Below are 2,848 nucleotides of genomic sequence, written 5' to 3' on the forward strand. Positions count from 1 at the left end.
AATAGCCGCCGTTACCGCAGCAACGGATATGTACCCATATCTACCTAAAAACCCGTCATCGGCCTAGCACGACACAAGAAGTTGCGTAGATACCTATGCCCATCGCAGGCAAACCAGCTTCCACAGGTGACCGAGGTGTTCAGGCGAACGCGGTCGAGTGTGGGAACTGGCTTGCCTGCGATAGCGGTTGTGGCTTAGGCGCTGATCTTGAGCCCAATAAGCCCGCAAATTATCAACGCCACACTGGCCAACCGGAACAGCGCCATGGATTCGCCAAACAGGATAATCCCGGCGATCACCGTGCCCACTGCGCCCACGCCCGTCCAGATCGCATAGGCCGTGCCCAGCGGCAGTTCTTTCATGGCAAGGCCCAGTAGGCCGAGGCTGATGACCATGGCGGCAATCGTCAGGGCGGTGGGCAGCGGTTTGCTGAAGCCGTCGGTGTACTTCAAACCGACCGCCCAGCCCACTTCAAACAGCCCGGCAAAAAACAGGATGATCCAGGACATGATGACCTCTCTTCTAAAAGTGGGGTCGTCCCCTGGAAAGCGCTCGACAGCGTCGCGGGGTCGTCCCCGCGAAGTTCGGTAGAGTGCCGAAAATTGATCAGGCGATCAAGTTTGCGGCGTGTTTTCCAATACGCGGCGGTCTTCCTTTTCGCTCATGCGGCGGAAGTAAGTCGAGAGCAGCGCCCCGGAAATATTGTGCCAGACGCTGAACAGCGCACTCGGCACCGCCGCCAATGGCGAAAAGTGCGCACTGGCCAAGGCAGCGCCCAACCCGGAGTTCTGCATGCCCACTTCCAGCGCCAGCGACTTGCGCTGCGCCAACGGCAGCTTGAACAGCCGGCCGGTGAAGTAGCCCAGCAGGTAGCCGAAGCTGTTGTGCAGCATTACCACGGCCATGATCAACAGGCCCGACTCGGCGATCTTCGCCTGGCTGGCGGCAACCACGGCGGCGACGATGATCACGATGCTCACCACCGACACCAAGGGCAGTACCTCCACCGCATGGCGGACACGCTCGCCAAGCACGCGTTGCGCGACCACGCCCAGCACGATCGGCAGCAACACCACTTGCAGGATCGACCAGAACAATTCCATGAACGATACCGGCAGCCAGGCCGAGGCCAGCAGCCAGATAAGTGCCGGCGTCAGCAGCGGGGCGAGGAGGGTGGTGACGGCGGCAATCGCCACCGACAGCGCCAGGTCGCCGCGGGCCAGCCAGGTCATTACGTTGGACGAAGTGCCACTTGGGCAGCAACCGACCAGGATCACGCCGACGGCAATTTCCGGTGGCAGGTTGAACACCCGGCACAGCAACCAGGCCACGCCCGGCATGATCACAAAGTGCGCGACCACGCCCAGGGCCACGCGCCACGGGTGGCGCGCGACCTCGGCGAAGTCTTCAAGTTTGAGGGTCAGCCCCATGCCAAACATCACCAGGCCCAGCAGCGGCACGATGGCGCCTTTGAGGCCGATGAACCAACCGGGTTCGAGGAAGGCGAGCACCGCGAAAATCAACACCCAGTAGGCGAAGGTATTGCCGACGAAGCGGCTCAAGGCGGCGAGTGCGCGCATGGGGGATGTCCTTGTTATTAGTTAAGTTCGGTAACGCCGATGCCTGCTTGGAAACCCAATCAAATGTGGGAGCGGGCGTGCGTAGGAGCTGGGCTTGCCCGCGATGCAGGCACCTCGGGCCTTGAGTTGTACCGAGGTGATGCGATCGCAGGCAAGCCAGCTCCCACACACGCCGGCTCCCACATTTTGATCTTCACATGGCTTTAGATGCCTTGTGGGGTTTCTTCACCACCCAGTGCTTCGATCAGCGCCGGCAAGAACTCGCCGAACGTGAGCATCATCAGGGTAAAGCTGGCGTCCAGTTGGCCCAGGGCCTCGTCGCCGCCGTCCTGTTCTGCCTGGTCTTGCAGCAGGTCTTCGAACTTCAGGCGCTTGACGGTCATTTTGTCGTCGAGCATGAAGGACAACTTGTCCTGCCAGGCCAGGGACAATTGGGTCACGACTTTACCGGTGGTCAGGTGCAGCTGGATTTCTTCGCCGGTCAGGTCTTGGCGCTTGCAACGCACAATGCCGCCGTCTTCATGGGTGTCGCGCAGCTCGCATTCGTCGAGGACGAAGAAGTCATCGGCCGGCTTCTGGGTCGTGACCCAGTCGGTCATGATCGCGGTTGGCGCAGTTTTTACTGTGAGTGGGCGAACCGGCAGGGTGCCGATCACTTCACGCAGGGTCGACAGCAGGTCTTCGGCGCGCTTGGGGCTGGCCGAGTTGACCAGGATCAGACCCTGTTTCGGCGCGATGGCGGCGAAGGTCGACGAGCGACGAATAAAGGCGCGCGGCAGGAAGGCCTGGATGATTTCATCCTTGATCTGGTCGCGTTCCTTTTTATAGACCTTGCGCATTTGCTCGGCTTCGATCTCTTCGACTTTCTCTTTGAGTGCGTCACGCACCACGCTACCCGGCAGGATACGTTCTTCCTTGCGCGCGGCGATCAGCAGGAAGTCACCGCTGACGTGAACCAGGGGAGCGTCTTCACCTTTACCGAAAGGGGCGACGAAACCGTAAGTGGTCAACTCCTGGCTGGCACAAGGGCGCGCCAGTTTGGTGGCCATGGCCGCTTCCAACGCCTCGGCATCAACAGGCAGATCTTGGGTCAGGCGATAGATAAGCAGGTTCTTGAACCACATGGGGTGAGTCTCTCCTTTATACAAAGGGGGGCATTATTCTCTTGATATCGCCTGAGGCCAACCCTGCCTAAGCCATTGGAAGGGCTGAAAAAAAAGATTTAAGAAAGTGCTTGCCAGACCTAAGGTCGCTCCGTAGAATGCGCG

General features: G+C 60.0%; 3 protein-coding genes. All 3 read right to left on the reverse strand.

Features of this window, described 5'->3' with window-relative positions:
• Window positions 1–194: 194 nt before the first annotated feature.
• The 3 genes from sugE to rdgC all read right to left on the reverse strand — a co-directional run bounded on the left by sugE (window position 195) and on the right by rdgC (window position 2,704).
• A complete protein-coding gene (sugE, locus tag ACI77I_RS31820; RefSeq protein ID WP_094953892.1) occupies window positions 195–509 on the reverse strand; it encodes a quaternary ammonium compound efflux SMR transporter SugE in 315 nt (104 codons plus the stop codon).
• 105 nt (window positions 510–614) lie between these two features.
• The gene (locus tag ACI77I_RS31825) at window positions 615–1,580 is read right to left on the reverse strand and encodes a bile acid:sodium symporter family protein (RefSeq protein WP_242155238.1); all 966 of its coding nucleotides are present in this window, start codon (window positions 1,578–1,580) and stop codon (window positions 615–617) included.
• A 203-nt stretch (window positions 1,581–1,783) separates the two neighbouring features.
• A complete protein-coding gene (gene rdgC, locus ACI77I_RS31830; RefSeq protein ID WP_010567523.1) occupies window positions 1,784–2,704 on the reverse strand; it encodes a recombination-associated protein RdgC in 921 nt (306 codons plus the stop codon).
• Window positions 2,705–2,848: the final 144 nt, after the last annotated feature.

The sequence above is a fragment of the Pseudomonas sp. D47 genome, from assembly GCF_045447305.1.
In the GTDB taxonomy this organism is placed as follows: Bacteria; Pseudomonadota; Gammaproteobacteria; order Pseudomonadales; family Pseudomonadaceae; genus Aquipseudomonas.

Coding starts and splice junctions, on each gene's coding strand:
- sugE (WP_094953892.1), bottom strand. CDS start 509: ATGTCCTGGATCATCCTGTTTTTTGCCGGGCTGTTTGAAGTGGGCTGG.
- ACI77I_RS31825 (WP_242155238.1), bottom strand. CDS start 1,580: ATGCGCGCACTCGCCGCCTTGAGCCGCTTCGTCGGCAATACCTTCGCC.
- rdgC (WP_010567523.1), bottom strand. CDS start 2,704: ATGTGGTTCAAGAACCTGCTTATCTATCGCCTGACCCAAGATCTGCCT.